Below are 22,662 nucleotides of genomic sequence, written 5' to 3' on the forward strand. Positions count from 1 at the left end.
AAGGACATTCGTAGAAATATGGATGTCCTTTTTTTATGCGCTAATTTCTGGTCATCGATATCAAGGCGACCGTACTTCAGGAGGTTGAGCGCCGCGAAATCCCGGTTTATCGGGATCGCCGCCGATCTTAAGAAGAGCCGATTCAGCAATGAGTCGGCTTTTCTGCGTTATAACCCCACCAACCCAATCAACCCTTTCCACCCAATCAACCCTCTCAATCCCGCTACGCGGGTACCGATCCTCGGTATTCCACTTCGTTACAACTCCCGCTTCGCTTCGCCTCCTACCCATTTCACCCGACTCACCCTTCCTTCCCACCCTTCCTATAACGTCGCCAGTAAATACACCAAAGGCAGCGTTAGCAAACTTAGGATGGTTGTCAGGAATACATTTTCGGCAGCACGGTCATCAGCGGCTCCATAAGCTTTGGCCATTATGACAATCATGCTCATGCAGGGCATGGCTGATTCCAGGACAATGATTGTTTTGGCCATTTGCCCTAATTCTATGCCCAAATACGCAATGGCGAGGTTGATGATCAGTAACAGGGTTATGGGGATGAGTATTAGCTTATTCAAACTTAATAAATAGATGTCTCCTCGTTTTAGGGCCCCTTTCACACTGGTGCGGGCCAGGGTGGAGCCAATGTACAGGAGGGCGAGCGGACTGGTGGCTTTTCCAATAATACTTAGCGGGGTATGCATAATTTCAGGCATCTTTAATTGAAGCAAGAACATGGAGACCCCAAGCACAAACGCAACCGTATTGGGATTGAGTAAATTCTGGAAGCGTTCACGCCATGATACTTTATTTTGTCCTTTTAGCAGGAATACCGCATAAGTCCATTGCATAAAACTGGAAACCATATAGTAAATGGTGGCATATAAAAGTGCTTCTTCGTTGGGGTACAGGGCTGCAATCAGAGGAAATCCCAGGAAAACGATGTTTCCAAACATGGTGTGTAACTCATGGATCACGGCAGAACGTCGGGGGAGGCTAAAAAGTCTGGCGGAAATCTTCCCTACCGTATACATGATCAGGAATGATAAAGCAGAAAAAAAGGCTGCCCACCCGCCGTTTACCAGTACTTCCTGGTTCATTTCCATTCGGGACACGGTGGTGAGAATGAGCAAAGGCAGTGTGATATTAAATACCAAACGCGATATGGAGAAGCGGACATCTTCATTGATGACTTTCAGCCAGCTTCCTATGGCTCCGGTCAACACGATAATACCTGCTATAATGATTTGTTCCGTTATAATTTGAGTGGGCATTTTTTCTCTCTTTTAAGCAAGCAAAAATAGGAAAAAAAGAAAACTTCCCGTTTATTCCTTAAATTAGGACGGTTTTTAAATTTTTCATCATGATAACGTTTTATAAGGATCGCATAGATGCGCTTAATAAGGAACTTAAGGCACTGGAACGTAAGTTTTTTGTTTTTTATTTTTTGAGACTGGTTTCTTTTATTGGATTTGTGGGCTTTGCTATTTGGATGGCTACCACTGGAGCGGTATGGCAAGGAGTGGCCTCCGGTCTCATGTTGATGGGTTTTTTGTGGATTGTCAAAGTGGATTTAAGGTGGGTGAAGCACCAGCGTCTGTTAAAAAGCCGATTGGTTGTTAATCAGGATGAACTTAAGTTTTTCGAATTTGACTTCTCGGGTTTTGATGGTGGGGAAGAATTTGTTAAAATCAATCCTCACCTGGCAGGTGATTTTGATATATTCGGTGATAACTCACTTTATCAATATATGAGTCGGTCGGTCTTGCATAGCGGACGAACCAAACTCGCCAATTACTTAAGTTTTCAGGAGTTGTCGCCTGATATTATTAAAGAACGGCAGGAAGCCATCAGGGAGTTGTCTGAGCATCCAGCGTATTTGGAAAGTTTCCAGGCATTGGGACGGCTTAGTAAGGAAACGGGTGAAGAAGAAGGCCATTTACAGTTATGGCTTCAGTCAACCATCCGGACGCTTGTGCCCGGATGGCTATTGTGGCTTTATACATGTTTGGTAGTGGCGTGGATTATTCTGGTTGGTTTTTCTGTTTTACCCGCTGGTTCATTACTCATTTTATTGGTTTTGGCCACTGGCATTATGTTTGGGAAGAAAAAGACAGTAGATACAGTCCATAATAATTTAGGGAGAAGTGCTCAGAATTTTGGTGTTTATGAAAAGCTTATTCAACTGGTCGAAGACCAACCTTTTCAATCGCCCCGACTGGTTCAGCTTCAATCCCAATTCTTAAAGGACGGGAAACGGGCCAGCTTGTCGGTGCGCGAACTCTATGGATTATTGGAGAAGTTTGACTACCGCTATAATATGGTCGTAGGTTTCTTGTTCAACTTGCTATTCTTGTTTGATTTGCAGATGGTGCGACTGTTAGGGAAATGGAAGGAGCGGCACCGTCTGGAGATTATTTCCTGGCTGGAGGCTTGAGTGAATTGGATGCCATCCATGGGCTGGCCCGTTTCGCTATGAATAATCGGGAACAGGTGAGTTACCCTGAAGTTTCTGAGAAAGGTTTTGTTTTTGAGGCCATCCAGATGGGACACCCGCTGATACCGGCAGATACCAGAGTTTGCAATGATGTCAGTTTTACAGGTCAGCCCAAGGTCATGGTGGTTACAGGAGCCAATATGGCCGGTAAAAGCACATTTTTGCGCACATTGGCTGTTAACTTATTGTTAGCGATGAATGGTGCGCCGGTTGTGGCCAGATTTTTCAGGTTTTCTCCTGTCCATATTATGTCGAGCATCAATATTCGCGATTCCTTATCGCACAAGGCTTCTTACTTTTATTCGGAGTTATTGCGTATCCGTGAGATCATCGACTATGTGAAAGCGTGTCCACAAACCTTGGTTGTTTTGGATGAAATTCTGCGTGGAACCAATACCAAAGATAAGCAGGCCGGTTCCCTGGGTTTATTGGAGAAATTGATGGCCATGAAGGCCACTGTGGTGATTGCCACGCACGATTTAACCATTGGAGAGTTGGATAAAAAACATCCTGAAATAGTGATCAACCATTGTTTTGAAGTGGAGTTGGAAGGCGATCAGCTGGTGTTTGATTATCAATTGAAAAAGGGGGTGAGTCAGAAGCTGAACGCTTCTTTTTTAATGCGACAAATGGGGGTGATTGATTAGAGTCCAATACCTATATTACAGACCCATTTATAATCCAATTTCAAGGCCGATTTTGAAGGACCAATTATCGATCTCTTTTGGGAGGCGGTAGGGGCCATAGCGGTAGTGGACGGCCAGACCATATTTAAAGAACAGCTGTTTGAATAGCTGCCAAAATAGATGCCGGATTCATAGTAGCCTTTATTAAATGTTTGGACTCTGCCGGAGAAGGCCTTGTTGACATCGGCCCAACCGCCCGAGGTGGACAGTGTTATGGTGGGTTTAAAGCCACCCGGCTGATGGATGCGGGTGGGGATGGTGGTCCTTAAAAACAGCAAGGCAAAGGAGTTGGCGGCAAATTCATTGGGGCGCATGGTGGCCAGGGAATACCTGGATTCAAAACCGAGGAGATTGTTGTGTGTGCCAAAGGCGCTGTACAAATGCGTGGGTGTATGTCTGCCCCACAGGTGGCCGCCGGTTAATCTGACGGCGCCGGTTATCGATGGTGAAAGCCGAAAGCTGTTTTCCAATTGGGTCTCCATACTGAAGTATTCCAGTGGCTTGTCGGACCGCCCACTGCCATACGTGAAATTGGCCCACACGGTCGGAAACTCATTTTTCAGGGGTGTAAGACCGAGGTTGGAATCGGCAAATTTGGCCAAAGGCTGCCATTTGATAAGCATCCCGGTTTCTTGAGAGGTAAAGGAGCGGGAAGTGGTATCGGATGCGTTGAGATTAAAAGAATAGGGGATGATGGGCTGGGTGTCAAGGTATTTATAAAACCATTCGGTTTTTAGTCGGGGTACAAAACGAGCCGCGTAGGCGGTACGTACCTGTCGCGATAAATCGACTGTTTCCACGGCAAAGCGGCGAAAGCGTTCATCCGAGACCATTGAAAATCCATCCAGAAAATTAGCGGCCCCGGTGGCATGTAAATCCTTCTCCGCCAAAAGCGACCATTCCTGCTCTTTATCGGGGTTCAGATAGAGGATGATTTCTGCCCCGTAATTATTGTCGCGCGATTGTAGGCTGCGGCTGTAGAAGCCTTCCAGACTGAAATTGGCGGACAGCATCTCACTCGTTTGCAGACCCACACCTGGTTTAAATCCTTCGTACTGGTTGTAATCCATTAATTTGGAAAGATTCAGATTAAACAAGCCCATGGGCAGATAGCCACGGGTGAGTTCTTTTTGAAGGCCGATAAAGCGGTCGAAATTGTTGGCGCGGCCCAGACTATCGATCAGGTGATACGTGGCCGAATCGCGGGCTGTGAGGGGTCGGTATCTGTAATTTTCAATATTTGGGGCATCTACCTGGCCCGATTCATCGCTGAGTTGAACGGAGGAAAAGTCTTTCTCGCTTAACTCCGGATTCAATTTAACGGCCGTTACCATGCTTTTGCCTTCCCCGATTAAAGGAAAGGGAAAGGATTGCCCCGTGAGGGTTTTCTCAATGCGTAAGCGGGTCTCCAATTGCTCGGGAAACCACTGTTCCTGATTGTGCCGGTAATAGTTTTGTTTGATGGATAAGGCAAAGGGCGATTGTCCCTCAAGGGTAGCGGCCGTTACCGTCTTTAGGCCCCAGGTGGTTGGTGAATGTGCAGGGAACCTTTGAGGCCTTTGATAGAACTGTTTTTTCGGGGGGCATAGGAGATGTAAAAAATAGTGTCCCCCGAGGTATCAATCAGGGTATCCTCCAGGAGAAAGCGATAATTGCGCAAGCCTTGTGTCGTCAAGGGATTTAAAAACTCATTCTCCAGCAGTTGGATGTAGTCGTTGTAAAAAGTAAAAGGCTGCAATTGCGAAGGCAGTACAGCTATGGATGGTTCCCGAAAGCCACTGACCCGACCTGAAATAATGCGTTCATGGGAGTGTTTGGGGGGCAGGTGTTTTTTAGCCGAGACAGATTCGATGAGCAGAAAATGATTGTCCTTGTTAAATTCCCACAGTTGACGCAGCGATTCATCGCCCTTCGGTAAAGTATCGGGCATTTCCATGGCAAAGGTCATTTTGTGGTATACCAGGCAGCTGTAGGAGGTGTTCAGGTCCGGGTTGTTCTTTGGCCGCTGGTTGATGACCTGCCGGATGATGCGATGGGCTGGGTTTTCTCCGGGAAAAATACGAACTTCTGAAAGTTCGATATGGACGGGTGTCAGCTGAATGGTTGACTGGGCGCTCAGGTCACGCAGGGCCATCCTGGAAGGTTGGTACCCCAGACAGCTGATGTGCAACGTGTCAAAAGCTGACCGGTCAGGGATGTTGAACTGGCCATTGATGTCACTTACCGTACCTCGCTGTTGATCACCAAACTGTATATTGGCAAAAGCCACCGCTTCTTGCGTGGAGGCGTCTATAATGCTTATTTTTTGCGAGGACTGAGCGGCGGTGGGCGACAGAGGGAGTATGACTTGAAGGATAAAAAGCCAGACAATTGTTCTGTGCCAAAATTCAGTGTTGCCCAAACCCTTAAACAGGGTAGGCAACGCTGCTAATTTTGGGGATTTCCTGAGGTGGGGTAGCCACATGATTTTACTTCAAAATACCCGCTTTCAAAAATTTCACTTCGTCGTTGGTCAGGAAGCGCCACTTGCCACGGGAAATGGTCTTTTTGGTTAATCCGGCAAAATACACCCGGTCCAGTTTTTCTACCCTGTATCCCAAGTGCTCAAATATTCGACGAACAATGCGGTTGCGACCAGAGTGAATTTCTATGCCCACCTGTGAATGGTCATTGGTATCGGCATAGCTCACCACATCGGGCTTTATTGAGCCGTCTTCCAGCTCAATTCCTTTCCGGATGTCGTCCATGTGTTGTTTAGAAACCGGTCGGTCCAGAAATACATGGTATATTTTTTTGATTTCAGAGGAGGGGTGGGTCAGCTTTTTGGACAGGTCGCCATCGTTGGTCAGGAGCAAAACCCCCGTGGTGTTTCTGTCCAGTCGTCCCACCGGATACACCCTTTCGAGACAAGCCTCTTCCACCAGGTCGAGCACCGTACGGCGTCCTTCAGGATCGGAGGTGGTGGTCACCATATCCTTGGGTTTGTTGATGAGGATATAAACCTTGGCCTCGGGATTGAGCTTCTTTCCTTCGTACCGGATATCGTCCGATCGCTTCACCTGTGTTCCCATTTCGGTAACTACTTTGCCGTTAACGGTGACCAGACCTTTGGCAATAAGCGAATCGGCCTCACGTCGGCTACAAACACCACTATTGGCAATGTAGCGATTTAATCGCAGGGCGGTTGGAAGTCCCGATTCATGCTCCGGCTGCGGCTTTTCGCTTTTTTCCACCTCTCTTCGTTTCGGTTTCCCTTTGAAACTGGCCTCCTTACTTTTGCCTTTAAAATCACTTCCCTCTTTTGAAGGATAAGGTTTCCTTTTATTCATCCCCTCGGATTTGTTGTCTCTTTTCTCTCTCATATATAGTTTTGATAGCCTTGTTCTTACACTTGTACGCTTGGTCAAATTTGTGCTGCAAAGTTGCGAAAAATTAATGGGGAAACATGGCATTTTAAGCTATCTTTGCGCTAATATGTCACTTTTGAGCTGTTTCAATAGAATTTTAAATATAAAATATTTTAAGATGACATTAATAAAATCTATTTCAGGTATTAGAGGTACCATTGGCGGACAGCCGGGGGAGGGATTAAGTCCCATTGATGTGGTGCGATTCACTTCAGCTTACGGCATGTGGCTTAAAGAGCGTTCGGGTAAGTCGCGGCCCAAAGTAGTGGTGGGGCGTGATGCCCGTATTTCAGGTGAGATGGTGAAGAATCTGGTGGTAGGATCGCTGCAGGGATTGGGCATTGATGTCGTGCATTTAGGTCTGGCCACCACGCCAACTACAGAGTTGGCAGTGACACACCATGAGGCCGATGGCGGGATTATTCTTACAGCCAGTCACAACCCCAAGCAATGGAATGCGCTGAAATTACTCAATGAGAAAGGTGAATTCTTATCGGCCGCTGATGGTGAGCGCGTTCTGGATATCGCTGCCAGAGAAGCTTATGATTATGCACAAGTGGATGAATTGGGCCAGGTCACCGAAGACGATAGTTTCCTGAAAAAGCACATTGAGGCCGTATTGGCCCTGAATTTGGTAGATGTGGCGGCCATTAAAAAGGCCCGGTTCAAAGTGGCTGTGGATGGTGTTAATTCGGTGGGTGGCATCGCCATCCCGGCCCTGCTGAAAGCATTGGGCGTGGAGAATGTTCTTGAACTTTACTGCGATCCCAGTGGGGAGTTTCCGCACAATCCTGAGCCGCTCCCCGAGCACCTGACCGAGATATCTGATTTGATAAAAAGAGAAAAGGCAGATGTCGGATTTGTGGTAGATCCTGATGTGGATCGTCTGGCCATCATCAATGAAGATGGCAGCATGTTTGGCGAGGAATACACTCTGGTGGCGGTGGCCGATTATGTGTTGACGCACACCCCCGGCAACACTGTTTCTAACTTAAGTTCCACCCGTGCTTTGCGCGATGTTACAGAAAAGCATGGTGGGCAATATGCTGCCGCAGCTGTCGGGGAAGTGAATGTGGTGGAAAAAATGCGGGAGGTGAAGGCTGTGATAGGCGGAGAAGGCAATGGTGGCGTTATCTATCCGGCCAGTCACAATGGGCGCGATGCCCTCGTGGGCATTGCGTTGTTTCTGACGCATCTGGCCAAAAAGGATATCAAATGTTCCGCTTTGCGCGCGCAGTATCCCGTTTATTTCATGTCCAAAAATAAGGTTGAGTTAACGCCCGATATTGATGTCGATGCTATTTTGGCTCAAATGAAAGCCAATTATCAGTCTGAGAAGGTCACCGATATTGACGGGGTGAAAATTGATTTTGCCGACCGTTGGGTGCATTTACGAAAGTCCAACACCGAAGCCATTATTCGGATATATGCTGAAGCACCTTCTGAAACTGAGGCGGCTGAACTGGCCAGATCTATTATGGCAGAGATCAAAAAAATGGCTCAATAGCGATTTATCTTTTTGCCACTGTCTGTTTTGATGAGGGATCATTGAAGCAGACAGTGCTTTGTTTTTGATATCATCTTGTCAAATTCCTTTAATTTTTATCCTTTCTCAATTAAACTTTAAGCTATTTGACTTGTCTCACCAAAAACTATTACTCATAAAATGCAGAAGAATAAAAATCTCATCAGGTACACTGCAATAGGTGTTGCAGCTATTTTGTTAATATTTTTTGGCTACCGGTTAATTTCAAACAGCCGGATGGTAGGCGAGACACACATTCAGGTTGAGGTGCAACGGGGGCCGTTTACGGCAGAGGTCTATTCTACCGGACAGCTTCAGGCCGAGAATGCCACCTTTATAGAAGTTCCTGCTGAATTATCCAGCCGGAATATCCGGGTGTATGAAATTCAGGTGACAGACCTGGTGGAAGAAGGTACCGTAGTTGAAAAGGGTGGTTTTGTGGCGTCTTTGGATCATAGTGCTATTGAGGAGGTTTTGGCAGAGGCTCAATTAGAGTTGGAGGAAGAGCTGCAACAACTGCAGGATGCCAGGATTGATACAAATATAAACATGAGCAATTTGCGGGATGGTCTGTTGAACGGAGCTGTTCAGGTGGAAGAACGTAAATTGGTGTTGGAACAGTCTGTTTACGAATCACCCGCAGTAAAGCGTCAGGCTGCCCTGGAATTACAGCGGGCAGAACAAAATTTATTGCAATTGGAGCGCAATTATGAGTTAAAGGAGCGTCAGGCCCAAAACAGTGTGGCCCGTGCCATGGAAGATGTCCGGCAGGATCGCGAAAGAGTGCGCGATATTGAACAACTCTTTAATGCTCTGGAAATAAAAGCTCCCATGCCGGGTATGGTTATTTACAGTTATGACCGCTTTGGCAATAAAATTCAGGTTGGAAGTACTGTCAGTCGTTGGGCACCCCGCATCGCCGAGTTACCGGATTTGTCGTCCATGATCTCCAAAACTTTCATTAACGAAATAGATATCTCAAAAATTAGTGTGGGACAAAAGGTTCAGGTTGGTGTAGATGCTTTTCCGGATAAGAAGTTTGACGGAGAGGTCATTACTGTAGCCAATATTGGTCAAATGCTCCCCAACGGAGATACCAAAGTGTTTGAAGTTATCATCAAATTGTTTGGATCCGATCCTGAGCTTCGTCCGGCCATGACCACCAGTAATGTGATTACGGTCAATTATTTGGAGGATGTTTTGTTCATTCCGCTGGAATCGGTTTTTAGAACCGATTCCACTAAATTTGTTTATAGCTCTGCGCCGGACCTTACCCGACAAATCATTGAAACGGGAAGTGAAAACGCCAACTATGCAGTGGTTAAGCAGGGGTTGACAGAAGGACAGGTTTTATTACTAAGTGCGCCTTCCAATGCAGAAGATCTTCCTCTGTCAGGTCTGGATATTTACGAAGATATTCTTAGACGGGCTGAGGAAGCTAAGCAAGATTCTGCCCGGGAAGCAGAAGCTGAAATGCCCCTCAGTTCGGAACCCGAAGGTGAAGCATTGGAGGAGGGCTCAGGTCAAAGAGAAGGGCGGCGCAGAACGCCCCCAGCATCCAATTAGCGGTAGCAGTATTTGTTTGCTGTGAATCTTGCCCATCCCTTATCATCTTAATTGTTAATTGTCTCTGTTTATGAAGCATATTATCTATCTGTTTACCCGGTATTTTCATGATGTCATTATTGCCCTTGAGGCTATTTTGGCCAATAAAATGAAGTCGATGCTCACAGCTTTGGGCATCATGTTTGGGGTGGCAGCCGTTATAAGTATGTTGGCCATTGGTAAAGGGGCCCAGCAGGAAGTGCTGGAACAGATAAAATTGGTAGGTGTTAATAATATCATTGTTTCACCCACTGAAACATCCCTGAGTTCTGCCGAGTCGGGCACCACCGGAAGCGGAGGCAATGTACGGCGCTATTCTCCGGGTTTGACCCTACAGGATGCAGAAGCCATCGAAAGTGCCATTCCCACGGTCAGTAAAGTGAGTCCTGTAATCTCCCTGAATTATCATGCCGTGTTGGAAGGTCGCAGTTATCCGGTTGCACTGGAAGGCGTTTCGGCGACCTACTTTGAACTTTTGAACGTTAATCTGGTAAACGGCTCTGTTTTTAGTGAGCAGCAAAGCGAGGGCGGTTTGCCGGTTTGTGTGATTGGTGACAACATAAAAAACCGGTTTTTTAGTACCGAGGATCCCATCGGTAAGCATATTAAGTGTGGAGATACCTGGTTGGAGGTGATCGGGTTGATCGAGCGCAGGGATTTTACGGCTTCGGCTTCTGATGAAATGGGTATTAGCAGTACCGATAATAAAATATTTGTCCCTGTAAAAACCATGCTCCTAAGGTTTAATGACCGGGCCAGAATTAATCCGGAAGTACTTGAAAGTGTTGCCCGTGGTGGAGATGGAGGAAATAATTCGGAAGCCTCGGTGGTGACAGCCACGCATCAACTGGACAAGATTATTGTTCAGGTAGAGGCAACCGAACATTTAAGTGCGACGGCAGACATCGTGAAGCGGATGTTGTTGCGCCGTCATTCTGATATCTATGATTTTGAGGTGACCGTGCCGGAGTTGCTTTTGAAGCAACAACAAAAGACCAACGACATTTTTAATATTGTTTTAGGAGCCATAGCCAGTATTTCGCTGGTTGTTGGCGGCATTGGCATCATGAACATCATGTTGGCCTCGGTATGGGAGCGTATTCGGGAAATTGGTACGCGGCAGGCCATAGGGGCCTCCAGAAAAGACATCATTGTCCAGTTTTTAGCCGAGTCCACTTTGATAAGTGTGTCTGGTGGTATGATTGGCATTATACTGGGGGTTATTATGGCCCGATTGATTAATGTGATGGCCGACATTCAAACGGTAGTGAGTCTCTTTTCTGTGTTGGTCGCTTTTGGGGTATCAGCTACAGTAGGGATTGTTTTCGGGTATATTCCTGCCAAACGAGCTGCCAATCAGGATCCGGTGGAATCATTGCGTCATTAAAAGTTATTTTCTAACCCTGTTAAAGTCGGAAGACCTAAAAAGCTATAGTATGAGATGGAGATATGTTTTTTGTTTGTTTTTGATAGCCACCCTGCCCTTGCTTCTCAAAGCTCAGAACCGGGAGGTGGTGGTGATGGATCTGACATTGGATGAAGTCATAGACCTCGCCCACCATCAGTCCCTTTATAGTTTCAGAGCCAAAAATATGTATTTGTCTAGATACTGGGAGTTTAGAAGTTATAAGGCCGATCGTTTGCCCAGTTTACGTTTAAATTCAACACCCGTTAATTATGACAGGTCGGTGGTTAGCCGTTATGATTCCGAATTAGATGAGGAGCGATTTATGGAGCGTTCCTACTTCACCTCTGACGCCTCTCTGTCCCTTCAGCAGAATGTGCCCTTTACCGGAGGTGTCTTTGATGTCTCCTCTTCCTTATCAAGAATTCAAAACCTGGATACAGATGGGGTTGAATATGCCTCAGTGCCCGTCAGTATCGGGTTTACCCAGGCGCTGAACGGCTATAACCAGTTTCGCTGGGAGTCACGTATTGAGCCGCTTAAGTTTGAACAGGCAAAACTGGAATATCTGCAGTCCATTGAGAACTTATCCATTCAAGCCACCAACCATTTTTTTAATGTGGCCACAGCAGAAATCAATCAAAGAATTGCGGAAATTAACTATGCCAATGCCGATACGCTTTATCGAATTGGAAGTGGCCGGTTTGAAATTGGAACCGTGACCCAGGATGAGTTACTCGACCTTGAGTTGGGGTTGTTGAACGCCCGTTTGGCTGTTAGTCGTGCCGATATTGATCTGAAACAGGCCCATGCATCGCTTAATTCATTTTTAGGGGTTGGGGATGACGTGGAAATCAATTGCGTGGTTCCCTATGAAATTCCTGATTTGCAGGTAAACGTTGATCGCGCACTCTCCCTGGCCATTGAAAGTAATCCGGAAATATTGGATTTCCAAAGGTCTCTTCTTGAGGCCGAGCAAAATGTGGCCCGCACCAAATCTCAGAATGGTTTAAATGCAGATATTAGGGCTAATCTGGGAATAAATCGAAACGCTGAAGACATTGATATGGCCTATCAAAGTCCCTTTTTGGAGCAACAGCAAATCCGATTGGGATTGAGTATGCCAATTATGGACTGGGGCGTAAGGAAGGGGCGGGTACAAATGGCGCGTTCCAATCAGGAGGTGGTGGAGGCAACCGTTAAACAATCCTTGCTCGACTTTGAACAGGAAGCCATCATTTCCTTTCTTGATTTTAATTTACAGGAAGAGCAGGTCGCCATTGCAGCCAAAGCGGACACCATTGCACAGCGTGGTTATGATGTAACCATGCAGCGCTTCCTGATCGATAAAGTGGATGTTATCCGATTGAATTCAGCGCGTAATTCTCTGGATTCTGCCCGCCGAAGCTATATTAATGCGCTAAGGCGTTACTGGACAAGTTATTATGGTGTTCGCCAGCTGACATTGTATGATTTTATTGAAGACCGGCCCTTGATTCAGGAATTGGATGAATTGTTGCAACGCTAAGTTGTCTTCAGAATAAAGCGCCAAAAGCTTCGAAAGCCTTGTCTTGGACATTTTCTTACTAAAGACTCAAAATCTGCAGGTTATTTACTGTCACAAAGTACTTAGAGATATGAAAAAAAATCTTTGGCAAATAATTATTCCGATTGCATTGGTTATTGTGACCCTTGTGATTTACTCTGTATCCACCCGTGAGAGAGCGAAAGAGCCGGATGTGGTACGCGTGGAAAAGGGAACTTTTGAAATCGTGGTGAAGGGTATGGGAGAATTGGAGGCCCTGGAGTCTACCCAGATAATGATTCCTGAAGTTTTGGACGATCGTTCTGTTCGTATTCGCAGCATTGCCATCAATGATTTAGTGCGTGAGGGTACGGTTGTTAAAAAAGGAGATTATGTGGCCACTCTGGATCCGGGAGAAGTGGAAGAGCGCATGCGCAGTGCTGAAGATGATTTGGAAATGTTTAAAAACAACCTGGACAATGCCAAAATTGACAGCTCATTGGTGTTGAGTGAAGTCCGGGATGAAATTCGTCAGGCCAATGATCTGGTGTTGGACAGGGAAATCAAGTTGGAGCAGTCGGTGTACGAGTCGGTAGCCGTTCAGCGGCAAGCACAGATCAGTCTGGAAACAGCCGTGCGTTCCTTAGAGCAGAAAGAGAGAAATTATATTCAGGTACAAAGACGCCATCATTTGTATGTACGAAGAGCTGAAGAAAAGCTTCAGGAAGAGCTGGAAAAGCTTGAAATGCTTCAGCAGCTAAAGAAAGATTTGAGAGTCACGGCCCCTGGTGACGGGTTGGTGGTTTATGCCCGTGGCCACAACAATGAAAAGGTGAAAGTAGGCTCCCACGTTAGCCGATGGAATCCGATGATTGCCACCTTACCGGATTTGGCTACGCTACAATCGGTGGTTTATGTGAAGGAAATAGATATTTCAAAAATTGAACCCGGATTACAGGTGCGGGTGGGTATTGATGCTTTTCCGGAAGAAGAGTTTAGAGGCGTCGTAACCCGTGTGGCGAACGTGGGCCAGGCTGTGGCCGATGAATTTCATAGCGCCTTTAAGGTTGAAATAAAAGTAGACTCAAATGGAAAGGTTTTGTTGCCGGGAATGACCTCCACCAATAACATCGTTGTTGAGTCGGTAAAAGAGGCATTAATGGTTCCAAGATTGGCCGTTTTCAGTAATGAATCAATGACCAGTTATGTGTATAAACGCGAAGGGATTTCAGGTGTGGTCCAACAACAAATTAATACGGCCGGTGAAAATGATTCTTTCTATTGGGTAGAAGAGGGTTTGGAAGCGGGTGATCGGGTAATGATGCACCCACCCAAAAATACGGAAAAGCTGAGTGCCCATTTTCTGGAGTAGAGCCGGTTGCTTTGGCTGCTTGTTAATTGTTTGTAAAATAGAAAGAAATTTTTCTGTAATTCATCTTACTTGCATATATTTGCCGATATAGCTACGAGCAATTTACAGGATCTATAAGATATAATTTTTAACGATAACGAACTATGAAAGTAACAGTAGTAGGAGCAGGTAATGTTGGGGCTACATGTGCCGATATTCTTGCCTATCGCGAGATTGCCAACGAGGTGATTTTGATAGACATTAAAGAGGGTGTAGCTGAGGGAAAGGCACTGGATATATGGCAGAAAGCCCTATTGACTTGTATGATACACGCACCGTTGGCGTGACGGGTGATTATTCAAAGACGGCTGGTTCAAGTGTGGTTGTGATTACTTCCGGATTGCCGAGGAAGCCGGGTATGACGCGCGACGATTTGATTGAAACCAATGCCGGTATTGTTAAATCGGTGACAGAGCAAGTTGTGGCTCAATCACCGGATGCCATTATTATTATTGTTTCCAATCCATTGGATGTGATGACCTATCAGGCACATATTTCCAGTAAATTTCCCCGCACACGGGTTATGGGTATGGCCGGGATTCTGGATACTGCCCGCTACCGTGCTTTCCTTGCTGAGGAATTGAACGTGTCACCAAAGGATATTCAGGCGGTATTAATGGGGGGACATGGAGACACCATGGTTCCACTGCCACGGTATACGACCGTTGCCGGAATCCCCGTGACGGAGTTGATTGATGCCGATAAGCTGGACGCCATCATTGAGCGAACCAAGTTTGGTGGAGGCGAACTGGTGAAACTAATGGGTACTTCTGCCTGGTATGCACCCGGTTCAGCAGCCGCTCAAATGGTGGAAGCCATTGTCCGGGACCAAAAACGGGTATTTCCTGTATGTATTAAATTAGAAGGTGAATATGGCATTAGCGATTGTTACCTGGGCGTGCCGGTTGTTTTGGGCAAAAATGGTGTTGAGAAGGTGATAGAATTGAAATTAACCGAGGAAGAAATGGTCTCACTTCGCACCAGCCGCGATCATGTGATTGAGGTGATGAATGTATTAGATAAGTTGAGCCAATAAATTATTGGCTACCATTCAATGAAACCCGGCAAAAGTCGGGTTTTTTTTGTGTTCGTTTTCGAACACAAATGGCTTGTTTTCGCACGGTTTGGTACATTTTCAAGAAGGGTTGTTTCTTGTATAAGTAGCAGACATACAGCATTTTGCAGTTTTTGGCATTATTCCTGATAGTACCTTGTCAACCAAACAAGTACAAAAACAGGAGGATGAATTATGAAAACAATTGCAAAACAAACCGGAAAATTGAATGGAACTTTTTCTTTGATGGTATTGGGAATTCTATTCTTAACAATTCTTCCCATAAGTCATGTGGAAGCAGGTGGAATAGCCGATAAGGCTGAAAATGCAGAATTTGTTGCAGAATTGACTGAGCCAATTTTGGCTGTTGAGGACTGGATGCTGGAGGATATTGATTGGATTAAAGAGGAAATAGCCACTGATGACCGTAGAATGGAAAAGGTGGAAAATTGGATGCTGACACCCGAAAGCTGGGAAAGTGACTGGCATTATGACGTGGCAGAGCACACGGATAGCAGCAGCAATCAGATCGACGGCTGGATGCTGGAGCCTGCGGAATGGCGAAATGATTTGGCCGGACTAACCTATTATTTCTAAAATATTTAGTCATGAGACGGAATCAATTAACATGGATGCTTTTGGCACTTACCCTCTTTGCAAGTTGCGAATGTGAATCAGGCAGTGCCAGAAGTCTCGCTTTCTCGGTTACAGAGAGACAAGAGCAGATGACAGACAGTTTTAGTGCCATCGAACTGGAGGGGCATTTTGAAGTGTATTTGTTCAATGGCGATCAGCATAAGGTGATTTTGGAAGGGGATGAAGAAATATTGGAATGGGTAGTCCTCAATGTGGATGATGGCGTATTGAAAGTGGCCTATTTGAAAGACAAGGTGATTAAGAAAAATCAATCCGTCATCCTTGAAATTACCGTTAAAGATTTGAAAGAACTTTCTGCTGTGAGTACCTTGAAATTGATCACCCCAAATGTGTTTACTTTTGATACTTTGCATTTTGATTTGGCAGGTGCTGTTTCCCTGGAATTGAATGTTGAGGGCCAGGAGCTCGAAGTCTATGGTGCAGGTGCCACATCTATCAAAGCCCGTGGAGAAGTAGAAAGTGTGAATTTTGAGATGCCCGGGGCTGGAAAATTAGAAGGCTTTGATTTGAAGGCCGAGAAAGTTGTTCTGAATTTGGCCGGTGCCGGAAAAGCCGAGGTTTTTGCAAGCGAAGAACTGAAAGTGGACATAGCCGGTGCCTGCTCGGTTGTATACAAAGGCGACCCGGAAAAAGTTTATTCCAACGTGTCAGGGATTGGTCGTGTTAAACAAGCCGATTGAAAAATCGGCTTTAGAATGATCCTTCAGATGACAATAAAATGAGGAAGGATTCCGTTCCTATATAAGTAGGAAAGATGTATTCTACGCAAGGGTTTAAAAAGTCTGTTAACCATTTCTTTAAAATGGGCGGATTTTTTTTGCTTGTTACCGTTAATTTTTGTAAAAAATAGTCGTACATTTGTAAAATATTGTTAGGATACAAAAGTTGTCTTAAAGACATTACCGAGAGAGGGCCATTTTGATAGATTATGAAACGATTTAAGAACATATTATGGGGCTTTCTGGCCCTTGTGATGGTCTGGGGCTGTGAACGTGACTATATGTTTCGGGGAGGAACAGAGGGGATCGCCTTCTCTATGGATACGGTTATGTTTGATACCATTTTTACTTCTATTGGATCAGCCACCAGGCATTTTAGGGTCTACAATCCCTACGGAAGCGATATGACCATTGATGGTATTCGCCTGGCCGGTGGTGAAGATTCCAAATTTCGTATCAATGTGAATGGCCTTCCTGAACATCAGGTGGATGATGTGCCTTTGAGAACCGGGGACAGTCTTTTTGTTTTTGTTGAGGTGACCATTAATCCGGATGCCAACAGTGATCCCTCCTTTGTAGTAACCGATTCGATCCTTTTTTATACCAAAGAACGCATTCAGAGCGTCAAACTGGTCGCCTATGGCCAGGATGTGGTCGTTATGAGAAAGGATTCCATTGAATCCCAAACTTTTACATCCGAGAAACCTTATTTGATTTATGATTGGTTGATGGTGGGAGAGGGAGCAACGCTGACGGTGGAGGCCGGAGCTCGTCTGCATTTTTATAAAGGGGCCAGTTTAATCGTTCACAATGATGCTTCTTTAATTGTCAACGGCACGCATGAAAACCCGGTGGTTTTCACGGGTTCAAGATTGGAAGAGTGGTACGCTGATAAACCGGGTCAATGGGGATCTATCTGGTTATTGCCGGGGAGCCGGAATCATTCCATCACTTATGCAGATATCAGAAACGCCACCTATGGTTTGAGAGTGGACTCGGTTGGCCTCAACGGCGAGGAACCTTTACGGCTCTCCAATACCCGCATTGAGCACATCACCAAGCAAGGATTGGTGGCCCAATCTTCTTCTATTGTTGCCCACAATTCTTTATTTGCCGATTGTGGCAGCGCCTCTGTCGCGCTGACCCTTGGTGGCAATTATGAGTTCTACCACTGTACCATCGCCAATTACTATCGTTGGAGTTATCGGGGGATTCCTGCCTTACTGTTGTCCAACTATTTCATGAATGAAGAGGAGCGTCCGGTCATTATGGATATGGAGTCGGCCCTCTTCAGCAATTGTATTATTTATGGCTCAAATGAGAATGAAATTGGTCTTGATTTTGAACCTAAGGCTGATCGAAAAGACAGTGAGGAGGACAAGAAAGAATTTCTTTTGAATTATAAATTTGAGCATTCTCTGATTAAAACGACTTTTAGCGATGATGCACTTTCCAATAGAAATCATTTTGATAATGTCATCGTGAACCAAAATCCGTCTTTTATGGATTTCTCTGCCTATAATTATCGTCTGGACACACTTTCTGTGGCTCAGGATGCCGGCAGTACGGAAATTGCGCGTCAATTCCCCTTTGATTATATGGGAAATAAGCGGGTGGATGCTTTAATTTTGCCCGATTTGGGCTTTCTCGAACGAATAGAAATAGAACAGGAATGATATAGCCATGTCCCTTTTACCTTCCCAATCTGCCCGACTTCCTTATCTTTTTTTAATCCTTATTTTTTCTTCTCTGTTACAACTGCAGGCTCAGGAACTAAACGAGGCTCAGGATACTTGTCTTTCACAGGAAAGGACGGCAGGTATCCTGTTTTATAATGTGGAAAACCTCTTCGATGTTAGCAATGACTCGCTTAAAAATGACCATGAATTTACTTATCTGGGTTTGCGCCGGTGGACGTATGGGCGGATGCTGGATAAGTTCCGTAAAATAAACCGGGTCATTCTTAATGCCGGAAAATGGTCTCCTCCGGTTCTTGTTGGCTTGTGTGAGGTGGAGAACAGTTGGGTGCTGAACCGGATGCTTGATGAAACCGGTTTGCGGCAACTGGGCTATCGCCTGGTGCATTTTGATTCACCGGATGAAAGAGGGATGGATGTGGCACTGCTCTTTCTTTATGAGCGCTTTCAGGTATCAGGTGCTGAGCCGATTACGGTGGATTTTGGTCCGGGTGAACGTACGACACGTGATGTGCTGTATGTTAAGGGGGTAATGGATGGGTTGGATACCTTGCATGTTTTGGTCAATCATTGGACTTCCCGTTACGGAGGTTCAGCTGCTACGCAATGGAAGCGTGCATATACAGCCCAACAGGTTCGGTTGTTTACCGATTCTTTGTTGGCTCAAAATCCCCGTCGTTTGGTGGTTGTGATGGGCGACTTTAATGAGCCCCACCATTCCGGATTATTCTCAGAATATTTGGGTGCCGGCAGGTGGAAGATGGTGTAAATTTGGTTTCCCCGGCTCTCTACTTGTCGGGTGATGCTGGCACCATTAAGTACCGGCATTTGTGGCAGGTTTTTGATCAAATAATGGTTTCCAGATCGTTTTTTGAGACAGAGCGCCCCATTTTCATGGAAAAACCAGAGATGCGGATCATTGATTTTCCCTTTTTGCTGGAACGGGATGATAAATTTGGCGGTGATCAACCTTTTCGCACCTATGTTGGCATGCGATACCACGGCGGGTACAGCGATCATCTCCCCGTATGGTGGAATTTAAAACGAGCACCTTAGTGGGAGAGGACATGCTGACGGACCCATTCGAAGAGCAAGAGTCCGGTCGCCTGGGCGACATTGAGTGATTTCACAGGTCCGGTTACAGGGATATGGATCTCCATCTGACTGCCATTCATTAAAAACTCTGAAATGCCGTTGCTTTCGTTGCCGACAATTAAGGCCATTTTTTTAGGCAATTTGGTGACGAAAAGGTTGTTGGAGGCGGGCGAGGTCTCCAGAGCCACCAGGGTGTAATCATCCGGAATCAGATTCAGGACTTCTGACTTTTGGCAATACTGCCACCCCATGACTTTTCCTGCAACATCCGCTACCCGCAGCATTTTGCTTTTTCGTGGTGCTTCGTTGTTGGTAACAATCAGAACTTTTTGGCACCCGGTGTTTCCGGCCAGACGTATTATTTGTCCGAGGTTTTCCCCATTCCTGAGCTGGTCGGCAATAATGATGGGCGTTCCATCTTTGGGCGTATCCGGATAGGCGGCTTGCTCAAAAAACCGGTTGGCGTTGAGTGGGTTCATGATGGATCCTTGATGGAGAGACCCATTTCCTGACCCTTCTGAATCATGAATTGATAGGCCTCATCATAGTTATTGTGAATGATGCCATCTAAAATGGCATCCTTAATGGCTGTCTTAATGACGCCCACTTCCTGACAAGGTGACAGACCAAAAGTGGCCATTATCATTTCTCCGGTTACAGGGGGCTGGAAATTCCTTACCTGGTCCTTGGCTTCAATCTCCTTAAGTTTTCGACGGACAATTTTAAAATTTCGGAGGTGTCGCTCTGCCCTTTCCCTGTTCTTCGATGTGATATCGGCTTCGCACAAGGTCATCAAATCGTCAATGTCATCACCTGCTTCAAAGAGTAGACGGCGAATCGCAGAATCGCTCACTTCATCCTCAATTAAGGCAATGGGGCGCATGTGCAGATAAACCAGCTTCTGGACAAATTTCATTTTTTCATTGAGGGGCAGTTTGAGTCGCGCAAATATTTTCGGAATCATTTTCTGTCCCACATGATTGTGGGCATAGAAAGTCCACCCCGCAGTCGGGTCAAAACGCTTGGTCAGCGGTTTGGCGATGTCGTGCAGCAAAGCCGCATAGCGCAGCCAAAGGTCATCGGTGTTGGGGGTAATTTGGTCCAGCACTTCCAGGGTATGGTAAAAATTGTCTTTATGCGATTGGCCTTTAATGGTTTCAACCCCTTTCATGGCCTTCATTTCCGGAAAAATGATATCCAGAAGTCCGGTAAGATCCATCAACTTGAAGCCAATGGATGGACGGTCCGACAACATGATTTTATTGAGTTCATCGGCCACCCGTTCCATAGAGACGATCCTGATACGCTCCTTGTTTACGGAAATGGCCTTAAAGGTCTCGTCATAAATTTTAAATTGCAACTGGGTGGCAAACCGGATGGCACGCATCATGCGTAAGGGGTCATCAGAAAAAGTGATGCTTGGATCCAGTGGGGTTCGTATGATCTGTTGCTTTAAATCCCCCGTTCCGTTAAAGGGATCGACCAGTTGTCCGTAAGTGGCCCGATTCAGGCTGATGGCCATGGCATTTATGGTGAAATCGCGCCTGTTTTGGTCATCTTCAAGTGTTCCGTCTTCAACAATGGGTTTTCGGCTGTCCCTGTTATAGGATTCTTTGCGGGCCCCGACAAATTCAATTTCCATTTTTCGGTATTTGAACATGGCGGTGCCAAATGATTTGAATACCGATACTTTGAGTTTCCCCAGACGGGCGGCCACTTTTTGTGCGATGTCAATACCACTGCCAATGACCAGAATATCAATATCGGTTGTCGGGCGTTCCAAAAACAGGTCACGCACAAAACCGCCAATGACAAAAGTTTTTACGCCTTCAAGATCAGAGACTTCTGAAATGGTCTTAAAAACAGGGTGTTGCAGATGTTCTTGCATTTTATCTTAATGTGTTGTATATTAATAGAGTATAATCAATTGGGGGCTTGGTTTCTTGTTCGACTGACAAAATTACAATTTTTTGTTGGGATAAGGGGGGAGATGACAGGGGCAATTGTTTTTGGCATCGTTATTGTATGGACATATTCACAAATATAGATATTTGGAAATAATATTTTTTTGTATTAGTTTTGTCACAGATTTAATCACCTAAAAATTAAAAATTATGGTTGAGTTTTTAACTGCAGAAACATTTAAAGAGAAAGTATTTGATTACGCCAATAATAAGGAGTGGAGTTTTTCAGGCGACAAGCCTTGCCTGATTGATTTTTATGCCGATTGGTGTGGACCCTGTAAAACAGTTGCGCCTATTTTGGAAGAGTTGGCTGATGATTATAAAGGTAAGGTGGATATTTATAAAATAGATACAGAGAAGGAGCAGGAGTTAGCTGCTATTTTTGGTATCCAGAGTATTCCATCCTTATTGTTTGTCCCCAAAGACGGACAGCCGCAGATGGCCCAGGGTGCTTTACCCAAAGAAACCTTTGAGAAAGCCATCAGTGATGTGCTGAAAGTTGAAAAGTAATGCCATTATCTTAATTCCGACTTTAGTTGTACCGGCTGACCATTGGATGCAGCCAGGAAGCGATAGCGGCTGCTGTTTGTCTTAATGGCATGTTAAGGGGCGCAAGGAAGGTAACATTTTAATGGTCCTTTCGTTTAAGTTACAAATACTATTTCCCTGGTAGGAAATTAATAATGATTTAGATTTATGAAGCATTTGTTTTTTACATTGTTGGCTGCTCTTTTAATGGGCCAGTCAACCGGCTGTACGGCTGAAAACAGAGCCGGTGTTAAAGCCGAAAACCTGGCAACAGCACCTGCTGAAACCGTGGAAACCAGTCAGGTGATTGCTTTGGATGAAGCCAGCTTTGCTGAAGTCGTTTTTGATTTTAAAAACAGCTCAGAGTGGGATTACAAGGGTGACCGTCCGGCCATCATCGATTTTTATGCTACCTGGTGCGGACCTTGTAAGCGTTTGGCACCGGTGCTGGTGGAGCTTCAGAGTGAATACGGCGATAAGATTCAGATCTATAAAGTGGATGCGGAGAAAAATCGGGAATTAGCGGCTGCATTTGGTGTTACTGCGTATCCCACCATGCTCTTTATTCCTATGGATGAAGATCCTGCCGGGGCCAAAGGTTTGTTGCCGAAGGAGGAACTGGAAAGAATTATTGAGACTTTTCTTAAGGTAACGAAATAGTATTTGTCGGAAAAGGAATCTTAGTTGGTTTGATTATAGAGTTTTAGTAGAGGGGTTGTCCGTTTTGGGCAACCCCTTTTTGCGATTTTGCTTAAGGGGGTATTTGAATACCTTAATTATTTTTACTTATCTTTGCGGCGACAATTGGGGGCTTGAATCAAAGCACTGAGAATGGCCCCCCCCTTTTTAATTTATTCTACAATGGGGTGCCCTCAATAATCGGGCTG

23 protein-coding genes are annotated in these 22,662 nt (G+C 45.5%); 16 read left to right on the forward strand and 7 right to left on the reverse strand.

The window, feature by feature from the left end:
* Window positions 1–60: 60 nt before the first annotated feature.
* Both JCM15548_RS17620 and JCM15548_RS17625 read right to left on the reverse strand, forming a co-directional pair.
* Window positions 61–318 carry a hypothetical protein gene (locus JCM15548_RS17620; RefSeq protein WP_157482913.1) on the reverse strand — a complete coding sequence of 86 codons (258 nt, stop codon included), beginning with the start codon at window positions 316–318 and terminating at the stop codon, window positions 61–63.
* 5 nt (window positions 319–323) lie between these two features.
* A complete protein-coding gene (locus JCM15548_RS17625; RefSeq protein WP_062128117.1) occupies window positions 324–1,274 on the reverse strand; it encodes an AEC family transporter in 951 nt (316 codons plus the stop codon).
* Between the two features lie 89 nt (window positions 1,275–1,363).
* On the opposite strand from JCM15548_RS17625, the gene JCM15548_RS17630 reads away from it, so the two are divergent.
* Both JCM15548_RS17630 and JCM15548_RS17635 read left to right on the forward strand, forming a co-directional pair.
* Window positions 1,364–2,437: a hypothetical protein gene (locus JCM15548_RS17630; protein ID WP_062128119.1), complete on the forward strand. Its 1,074-nt coding sequence runs from the start codon at window positions 1,364–1,366 to the stop codon at window positions 2,435–2,437.
* On the forward strand, window positions 2,389–3,144 hold the full coding sequence (locus JCM15548_RS17635; RefSeq protein WP_083985227.1) for a MutS-related protein: 756 nt from the start codon (window positions 2,389–2,391) through the stop codon (window positions 3,142–3,144). Before JCM15548_RS17630 ends, JCM15548_RS17635 begins: the two co-directional genes overlap by 49 nt.
* Here JCM15548_RS17635 and JCM15548_RS17640 read toward each other — a convergent pair.
* The 3 genes from JCM15548_RS17640 to JCM15548_RS17650 all read right to left on the reverse strand — a co-directional run bounded on the left by JCM15548_RS17640 (window position 3,141) and on the right by JCM15548_RS17650 (window position 6,512).
* The gene (locus JCM15548_RS17640) at window positions 3,141–4,595 is read right to left on the reverse strand and encodes a hypothetical protein (protein WP_062128123.1); all 1,455 of its coding nucleotides are present in this window, start codon (window positions 4,593–4,595) and stop codon (window positions 3,141–3,143) included. The two genes, JCM15548_RS17635 and JCM15548_RS17640, sit on opposite strands and share 4 nt — an antisense overlap.
* A gap of 101 nt (window positions 4,596–4,696) precedes the next feature.
* The gene (locus tag JCM15548_RS17645; protein ID WP_062128125.1) at window positions 4,697–5,605 is read right to left on the reverse strand and encodes a DUF5686 family protein; all 909 of its coding nucleotides are present in this window, start codon (window positions 5,603–5,605) and stop codon (window positions 4,697–4,699) included.
* A 46-nt stretch (window positions 5,606–5,651) separates the two neighbouring features.
* On the reverse strand, window positions 5,652–6,512 hold the full coding sequence (locus JCM15548_RS17650; protein WP_062128151.1) for a pseudouridine synthase: 861 nt from the start codon (window positions 6,510–6,512) through the stop codon (window positions 5,652–5,654).
* 196 nt (window positions 6,513–6,708) lie between these two features.
* Between JCM15548_RS17650 and glmM the strand changes: the two genes are divergently transcribed.
* The 12 genes from glmM to JCM15548_RS25810 all read left to right on the forward strand — a co-directional run bounded on the left by glmM (window position 6,709) and on the right by JCM15548_RS25810 (window position 19,244).
* Complete coding sequence (gene glmM, locus JCM15548_RS17655) at window positions 6,709–8,097, forward strand: phosphoglucosamine mutase (protein ID WP_062128127.1); 1,389 nt, start codon at window positions 6,709–6,711, stop codon at window positions 8,095–8,097.
* A 159-nt stretch (window positions 8,098–8,256) separates the two neighbouring features.
* Entirely contained in the window at window positions 8,257–9,681 is a 1,425-nt protein-coding gene (locus JCM15548_RS17660) for an efflux RND transporter periplasmic adaptor subunit (protein WP_062128128.1), read from the forward strand.
* A 70-nt stretch (window positions 9,682–9,751) separates the two neighbouring features.
* Window positions 9,752–11,107, forward strand: coding sequence for an ABC transporter permease (locus JCM15548_RS17665; protein WP_062128130.1), 1,356 nt, complete (start codon window positions 9,752–9,754; stop codon window positions 11,105–11,107).
* A 49-nt stretch (window positions 11,108–11,156) separates the two neighbouring features.
* Window positions 11,157–12,653, forward strand: coding sequence for a TolC family protein (locus JCM15548_RS17670; protein ID WP_062128132.1), 1,497 nt, complete (start codon window positions 11,157–11,159; stop codon window positions 12,651–12,653).
* A gap of 109 nt (window positions 12,654–12,762) precedes the next feature.
* Window positions 12,763–14,022, forward strand: coding sequence for an efflux RND transporter periplasmic adaptor subunit (locus tag JCM15548_RS17675; RefSeq protein ID WP_062128134.1), 1,260 nt, complete (start codon window positions 12,763–12,765; stop codon window positions 14,020–14,022).
* A gap of 143 nt (window positions 14,023–14,165) precedes the next feature.
* Window positions 14,166–14,348, forward strand: coding sequence for a lactate/malate family dehydrogenase (locus JCM15548_RS25805; protein WP_262487130.1), 183 nt, complete (start codon window positions 14,166–14,168; stop codon window positions 14,346–14,348).
* A complete protein-coding gene (gene mdh / locus JCM15548_RS17680) occupies window positions 14,300–15,097 on the forward strand; it encodes a malate dehydrogenase (RefSeq protein ID WP_262487131.1) in 798 nt (265 codons plus the stop codon). Before JCM15548_RS25805 ends, mdh begins: the two co-directional genes overlap by 49 nt.
* Before the next feature lie 213 nt (window positions 15,098–15,310).
* Window positions 15,311–15,712 carry a hypothetical protein gene (locus JCM15548_RS17685; RefSeq protein WP_062128136.1) on the forward strand — a complete coding sequence of 134 codons (402 nt, stop codon included), beginning with the start codon at window positions 15,311–15,313 and terminating at the stop codon, window positions 15,710–15,712.
* An 11-nt stretch (window positions 15,713–15,723) separates the two neighbouring features.
* Complete coding sequence (locus tag JCM15548_RS17690) at window positions 15,724–16,452, forward strand: head GIN domain-containing protein (protein ID WP_083985229.1); 729 nt, start codon at window positions 15,724–15,726, stop codon at window positions 16,450–16,452.
* Between the two features lie 248 nt (window positions 16,453–16,700).
* Complete coding sequence (locus JCM15548_RS17695) at window positions 16,701–18,167, forward strand: beta-helix domain-containing protein (RefSeq protein ID WP_062128140.1); 1,467 nt, start codon at window positions 16,701–16,703, stop codon at window positions 18,165–18,167.
* Between the two features lie 7 nt (window positions 18,168–18,174).
* Window positions 18,175–18,957 carry an endonuclease/exonuclease/phosphatase family protein gene (locus JCM15548_RS17700; protein ID WP_062128141.1) on the forward strand — a complete coding sequence of 261 codons (783 nt, stop codon included), beginning with the start codon at window positions 18,175–18,177 and terminating at the stop codon, window positions 18,955–18,957.
* A complete protein-coding gene (locus JCM15548_RS25810; RefSeq protein ID WP_062128143.1) occupies window positions 18,942–19,244 on the forward strand; it encodes an endonuclease/exonuclease/phosphatase family protein in 303 nt (100 codons plus the stop codon). Before JCM15548_RS17700 ends, JCM15548_RS25810 begins: the two co-directional genes overlap by 16 nt.
* Here the strand turns inward: JCM15548_RS25810 and JCM15548_RS17710 are convergent.
* Entirely contained in the window at window positions 19,241–19,762 is a 522-nt protein-coding gene (locus JCM15548_RS17710; protein ID WP_062128146.1) for a TrmH family RNA methyltransferase, read from the reverse strand. The two genes, JCM15548_RS25810 and JCM15548_RS17710, sit on opposite strands and share 4 nt — an antisense overlap.
* On the reverse strand, window positions 19,759–21,171 hold the full coding sequence (locus JCM15548_RS17715) for a CCA tRNA nucleotidyltransferase (protein ID WP_062128148.1): 1,413 nt from the start codon (window positions 21,169–21,171) through the stop codon (window positions 19,759–19,761). Before JCM15548_RS17715 ends, JCM15548_RS17710 begins: the two co-directional genes overlap by 4 nt.
* Window positions 21,172–21,397: 226 nt before the next feature.
* On the opposite strand from JCM15548_RS17715, the gene trxA reads away from it, so the two are divergent.
* Window positions 21,398–21,757 carry a thioredoxin gene (gene trxA / locus JCM15548_RS17720; protein WP_062128150.1) on the forward strand — a complete coding sequence of 120 codons (360 nt, stop codon included), beginning with the start codon at window positions 21,398–21,400 and terminating at the stop codon, window positions 21,755–21,757.
* Window positions 21,758–21,943: 186 nt separating this feature from the next.
* On the forward strand, window positions 21,944–22,435 hold the full coding sequence (locus JCM15548_RS17725) for a thioredoxin domain-containing protein (protein ID WP_083985230.1): 492 nt from the start codon (window positions 21,944–21,946) through the stop codon (window positions 22,433–22,435).
* Window positions 22,436–22,662: the final 227 nt, after the last annotated feature.

The sequence above is a fragment of the Geofilum rubicundum JCM 15548 genome (assembly GCF_000974365.1).
Taxonomy (GTDB): Bacteria; Bacteroidota; Bacteroidia; order Bacteroidales; family Marinilabiliaceae; genus Geofilum; species Geofilum rubicundum.

What these genes read in the sequence shown, in the direction of transcription:
- JCM15548_RS17625 (WP_062128117.1), bottom strand. Translation starts at nt 1,274, where the DNA reads ATGCCCACTCAAATTATAACGGAACAAATCATTATAGCAGGTATTATC.
- JCM15548_RS17630 (WP_062128119.1), top strand. Translation starts at nt 1,364, where the DNA reads ATGATAACGTTTTATAAGGATCGCATAGATGCGCTTAATAAGGAACTT.
- JCM15548_RS17635 (WP_083985227.1), top strand. Translation starts at nt 2,389, where the DNA reads ATGGAAGGAGCGGCACCGTCTGGAGATTATTTCCTGGCTGGAGGCTTG.
- JCM15548_RS17650 (WP_062128151.1), bottom strand. Translation starts at nt 6,512, where the DNA reads ATGAATAAAAGGAAACCTTATCCTTCAAAAGAGGGAAGTGATTTTAAA.
- glmM (WP_062128127.1), top strand. Translation starts at nt 6,709, where the DNA reads ATGACATTAATAAAATCTATTTCAGGTATTAGAGGTACCATTGGCGGA.
- JCM15548_RS17660 (WP_062128128.1), top strand. Translation starts at nt 8,257, where the DNA reads ATGCAGAAGAATAAAAATCTCATCAGGTACACTGCAATAGGTGTTGCA.
- JCM15548_RS17665 (WP_062128130.1), top strand. Translation starts at nt 9,752, where the DNA reads ATGAAGCATATTATCTATCTGTTTACCCGGTATTTTCATGATGTCATT.
- JCM15548_RS17670 (WP_062128132.1), top strand. Translation starts at nt 11,157, where the DNA reads ATGAGATGGAGATATGTTTTTTGTTTGTTTTTGATAGCCACCCTGCCC.
- JCM15548_RS17675 (WP_062128134.1), top strand. Translation starts at nt 12,763, where the DNA reads ATGAAAAAAAATCTTTGGCAAATAATTATTCCGATTGCATTGGTTATT.
- JCM15548_RS25805 (WP_262487130.1), top strand. Translation starts at nt 14,166, where the DNA reads ATGAAAGTAACAGTAGTAGGAGCAGGTAATGTTGGGGCTACATGTGCC.
- mdh (WP_262487131.1), top strand. Translation starts at nt 14,300, where the DNA reads ATGGCAGAAAGCCCTATTGACTTGTATGATACACGCACCGTTGGCGTG.
- JCM15548_RS17685 (WP_062128136.1), top strand. Translation starts at nt 15,311, where the DNA reads ATGAAAACAATTGCAAAACAAACCGGAAAATTGAATGGAACTTTTTCT.
- JCM15548_RS17690 (WP_083985229.1), top strand. Translation starts at nt 15,724, where the DNA reads ATGAGACGGAATCAATTAACATGGATGCTTTTGGCACTTACCCTCTTT.
- JCM15548_RS17695 (WP_062128140.1), top strand. Translation starts at nt 16,701, where the DNA reads ATGAAACGATTTAAGAACATATTATGGGGCTTTCTGGCCCTTGTGATG.
- JCM15548_RS17700 (WP_062128141.1), top strand. Translation starts at nt 18,175, where the DNA reads ATGTCCCTTTTACCTTCCCAATCTGCCCGACTTCCTTATCTTTTTTTA.
- JCM15548_RS17710 (WP_062128146.1), bottom strand. Translation starts at nt 19,762, where the DNA reads ATGAACCCACTCAACGCCAACCGGTTTTTTGAGCAAGCCGCCTATCCG.
- JCM15548_RS17715 (WP_062128148.1), bottom strand. Translation starts at nt 21,171, where the DNA reads ATGCAAGAACATCTGCAACACCCTGTTTTTAAGACCATTTCAGAAGTC.
- trxA (WP_062128150.1), top strand. Translation starts at nt 21,398, where the DNA reads ATGGTTGAGTTTTTAACTGCAGAAACATTTAAAGAGAAAGTATTTGAT.
- JCM15548_RS17725 (WP_083985230.1), top strand. Translation starts at nt 21,944, where the DNA reads ATGAAGCATTTGTTTTTTACATTGTTGGCTGCTCTTTTAATGGGCCAG.